We start from the raw sequence: 4,723 nt of genomic DNA on the forward strand, positions 1-4,723 counted from the left end.
AAAAATTGTCTCTGTTAAAATTGCCCCACCTAAGAGGTTACCAGTTTGCAGACCCACTACCGTTAAGACGGGAATCGCTGCATTTTTTAAGGCATGCTTATAAATGACGACACCTTGTCCTGAACCTTTTGCATTGACGGTTCGAATATAATCAGAGCGAAGCACCTCAAGCATACTCGAACGGGTCATTCTTGCAATAATTGCCATTGGGATTGTCCCAAGTGCAATCCCCGGAAGAATTAGATGTTTAATCGATTCCCAAGTCTTGTCGAATTGTCCACTCATAATCGTATCGAGCACATAGAGATTCGTGGTCGAAATAATCGGATCACGCGGATTATCTCGCCCAAATGCCGGCAGCCAGCCAAGCTCTTGAGCAAAAATCCATTGCTCCATTAAAGCAAGCCAGAAGATCGGCATCGACACCCCAACAAGCGCAATCAACATACTCAAGTAATCAAACCAGGAATTTTGTTTCCACGCACTGACAATACCCGCGTTGACACCTATAATAATGGCAAAAATCATTGCAAAAACTGTCAACTCAATCGTCGCTGCTAAGTATGGCCAAATCTCTTCCATAATCGGTTTATTTGTGCGAAGAGATGTTCCTAAATCTCCTGTTGCTAGATCCTTCATATACAACCCGTACTGCACCCAATAAGGTTCATTCAGTCCAAGCCTTTCTTCTAGGTCGGCAATGGCTTGTGGGGATGCTTGTTCACCCAAAATCGTTTGTGCGGGGTTTCCAGGAATTAAGTGAATGATTGAAAACGTCACGATTGTCATCCCAATTAATACAGGAACCAACAAGAGTAAACGTCGCATCGTATATGCCAGCATGATGTCACCTCGCTACTATTTACATTCTAAAAAAAGGGAGTAGAGACGCCTCTACTCCCCTCTTGTGCTTAGTTCGTTAATTCAACTTCATCTAGTGTTTCACTCGTTGATGGATGCGGAATAAAATTCGATACATTCGAGCYACCAGCTAAAGTTGGGATCGAGTGTACGAGTGGAACCATTGGTGCATCCTCATGAATCAGCTCCTGCACCTCTTCATACAGCGCTGCACGCGCATCGAAATCAACCTCTGTTTTCGCTTGAACTAATAGATCATTTACTTCTTCATTGCTGTAGAATGAACGGTTACCACCAGGGATGGCATCACCGTGCAGTAGGTTCGAGAAGAAGTAATCAGGATCACCGTTTACCCCAGACCAACCAAGCATGAACACATCATGCATGCCTTGCTCTGTTTCTTCAAGGTAGGTCGCCCACTCTTTTGTCAGGATGTTCGCTGTAATGCCAACGTCTGCTAAGTTTGCTTGGATGGCTTCTGCTGCACGCTGTGGATCTGGCATGTACGGACGCGCTACAGGCATTGTCCAAAGGWCAAATGTAAATCCTTCTTCCACTCCTGCCTCAGCTAAAAGCTCTTTTGCAAGCTCAGGATCATAGCTATACTCGTCAATCGCATCATTGTAACCAAGGTATCCTGGTGGAATCGTATTCTTCGCTGTTTCAGCAAGACCACCGTAAAGAATCGCAATTAAGCCTTCTTTATCAATCGYATGATTAAAGGCACGACGAACATCTGGATTWTCAAACGGCTCTTTTTCAACATGGAAGCCTAAGTAGCCAATATTATTTGTGGCACGTTCAAATACTTGTAAACTATCATCGCCATCAATTTGAGCGACATCATCTGGATTCAACCCATCCATAATGTCGATCTGACCAGAACGAAGCGCCGTCAGACGAGCTGAGTTATCCGGAATCACTTGGAAGATGACACGGTCAAGCTTCGGTAATCCCTCTTTCCAATAGTCTTCATTTTTCTCAAGAATAATCGAATCATCACGAGACCAGCTGACAAATTTAAATGGACCTGTTCCAACTGGATTTTCGTTAATTGCACTACCATGCCCTTCAAATGCTTGAGGAGACGTAATCRCAAAGTAACTCATCCCCATGTTTTGTAGAAATGAACCAAGTGGTTGATTCAACACAAACTCAATTTCATGATCGCCAAGTACATTAATTTCTTCAATCACGTGACCATCATCACCTTTAAATCCACCAAATTGCGTACCATATACACTGTAGTTGTAGCCATCATCTGTAAATGCATATTCATGCTCAGGATCAGCCCAACGCTCGAAGTTTAATTTAACAGCTTCAGCGTTAAAGTCCGTGCCATCATGGAAGGTCACCCCTTCTTCAAGATGGAAGACAAAGCGTAATCCAGAATCATCTACTTCCCAGTCATGAGCAAGTCCTGGGCCAAGATCAAATGAATCACGATCAAATTCGATCAATGTTTCGTAAATTTGTTTGGTAACACGAGACGATTCACCATCTGTTACACTCGCAYAGTCAAGACTGACCGAATCCCCGCCACGCGCAAAGACTAATGTTTGGTCCTCAGCAGGCTCCGCTGGTTCTGTTCCTTCTACCTCTTCGCCCTCTTCAGCACCTTCACTTTGTTCTGGTGCAGATGAGTCACTGCTGCTACATGCTGCTAAAAATAGCACAAACGCAAGCATAAGCATCATCAAAAATGATAATCGATGTTTCATCCATCATTTCCCCCTGTCTCTTCTTTGTTTTTCTCTATCATTCATGTAGTCGCATCATTATAAAGATGACACGCTACAAAATGATTGTTTCCAACGTCTTGCAATGGTGGACGTTCGATGCGGCAAATGTCCATGCACTCCGGACATCGCGTGTGAAACGTACATCCACTAGGCGGATTCGACGGACTCGGTACATCCCCTTGTAAAATAACGCGATCCGCTTTCGCATCAGGGTCAGGTACCGGAACAGCTGAGAGTAGTGCTTTCGTGTAAGGATGCTTCGGCTCATCATAGAGCGCATCTTTTTCTGAGAGCTCGACCAACCGGCCAAGATACATCACCCCAACACGATCACTTATATGCTTAACGACACTAAGGTCATGAGCAATAAAGACATACGTAAGCTTAAATTCATCTTTTAAATCTTCCATCAAGTTAAGAATTTGCGACTGCACGGAGACATCGAGTGCTGACACCGGTTCATCACAAATGACAAGCTTCGGATTAACGGCAAGCGCACGAGCAATCCCAATCCGCTGACGTTGTCCCCCACTAAATTGATGCGGATAACGATTGGCGTGATAGGAACTCAAGCCGACCACTTCAAGCAATTCAGCGACTTTTTTACGGCGCTCTTCCTTTGTCCCAATCCCATGCACCAACAACGGCTCACTAATGATCCGCTCGATCGTGTGACGAGGGTTAAGAGAGGCATACGGATCCTGAAAAATGATCTGCATGTCTCGTCGCAGTTTTCTCATTTCTTCATCTGAGAGCTTGGTCACATCACGCCCCTGAAATTTCACTTCTCCTTCAGTCGGCTCAWTAAGACGAAGAATCGATTTTCCTGTGGTCGACTTCCCGCAGCCAGACTCCCCGACAATCCCTAAAATCTCACCCTCATACACCGTGAAGCTAACATCATCAACCGCTTTCACTTCAGCCACTTTCTTACTTAGAAAGCCGCCTCTTATATCAAAATATTTCTTTAAGCCTTTTACTTCTAAGAGTGCTTTAGCCAACGTTCTCGCTCCCTTCTGTGTCATAGAGGAAGCAACGCACCTGGTGCCCCGCCGCATCTTCTAGTAAGGTAGGGTCCTCTGTGGTACAGCGTCCGAATGCCGATTCACATCTCGCTGCGAACCTGCAGCCCTGCTTAATACTGCCAGGCTTTGGCACACTTCCTGGAATCGAATAGAGACGTTGCTCTTTCTCGTGGATCTTCGGCAAGGACTTAATCAAGCCTTTCGTATATGGATGCTTCGGTTCTTTTAAGATCGCTCGAACCGTCCCCTCTTCAACTACTTTTCCGGCATACATCACAACGACACGATCACAAATTTCCGCTACGACCCCTAAGTCATGCGTAATCATCATGATCGCCGTTCCTTGTTCTTTATTTAACTTGCGCATCAAATCAAGAATTTGCGCTTGAATCGTCACATCAAGTGCCGTCGTTGGCTCATCTGCAATCAGCACTTCCGGGTCACAGCTCATCGCCATGGCAATCATCACACGCTGACGCATCCCACCAGAGAGCTGATGTGGATACTCATTGACAATCTCATCAGCACGTGGAATCCCAACGATCTTCAGCATGTCGACAGCTTTCGCTTTTGCTGCCTTCTTAGAGAGCTTCTGATGATTCCGAATCGCTTCCATCAACTGATTACCGATCGTAAATAACGGATTAAGCGAGGTCATCGGCTCCTGAAAAATCATCGCAATCTCATTGCCCCGAATCTTCTTCATCCGACGCTTGCTCACCGCCGCTAGATTCTCCTCTTTAAAGAGAATCTCACCCCCGACAATTTTACCCGGTGGATCCGGTACAAGATTCATCACAGACAACGAGGTCACACTCTTACCACAGCCTGACTCGCCAACGATGCCGACTACTTCCCCTTTATGTATTTTCATGCTCACATCATCAACAGCCGAAATCTCTCCGCTATCGGTAAAAAAGTGAGTCCGAACATTTTTTAACTCTAGTACAACCTCAGACATCCTGCGGCCTCCTCTATGTAGAGTAAGTAATTTATGAAAGTTTAATAGAATAGAAAATGTATGTTGGATTCTAGGTGAAAGGTATAAGCAAGCTTGCTTATGTGCGACTTGAGGCAACTTATGTGCGCACGGAG

4 protein-coding genes are annotated in these 4,723 nt (G+C 45.2%); all 4 read right to left on the minus strand.

Features of this window, described 5'->3' with window-relative positions; all coding sequences use genetic code 11:
- Window positions 1-843 (minus strand): ABC transporter permease (locus tag AB685_RS26600; protein ID WP_047973608.1); only part of this gene is annotated, 843 nt, incomplete at its 3' end.
- 68 nt (window positions 844-911) lie between these two features.
- Complete coding sequence (locus tag AB685_RS26605; protein ID WP_047973609.1) at window positions 912-2,582, minus strand: ABC transporter substrate-binding protein; 1,671 nt, start codon at window positions 2,580-2,582, stop codon at window positions 912-914.
- 41 nt (window positions 2,583-2,623) lie between these two features.
- Complete coding sequence (locus tag AB685_RS26610) at window positions 2,624-3,604, minus strand: dipeptide ABC transporter ATP-binding protein (RefSeq protein WP_047973610.1); 981 nt, start codon at window positions 3,602-3,604, stop codon at window positions 2,624-2,626.
- Window positions 3,597-4,589, minus strand: coding sequence for an ABC transporter ATP-binding protein (locus AB685_RS26615; protein WP_047973611.1), 993 nt, complete (start codon window positions 4,587-4,589; stop codon window positions 3,597-3,599). The genes AB685_RS26610 and AB685_RS26615 overlap by 8 nt, the downstream gene beginning before the upstream one ends.
- Window positions 4,590-4,723: the final 134 nt, after the last annotated feature.

This window comes from Bacillus sp. LL01, from assembly GCF_001037965.1.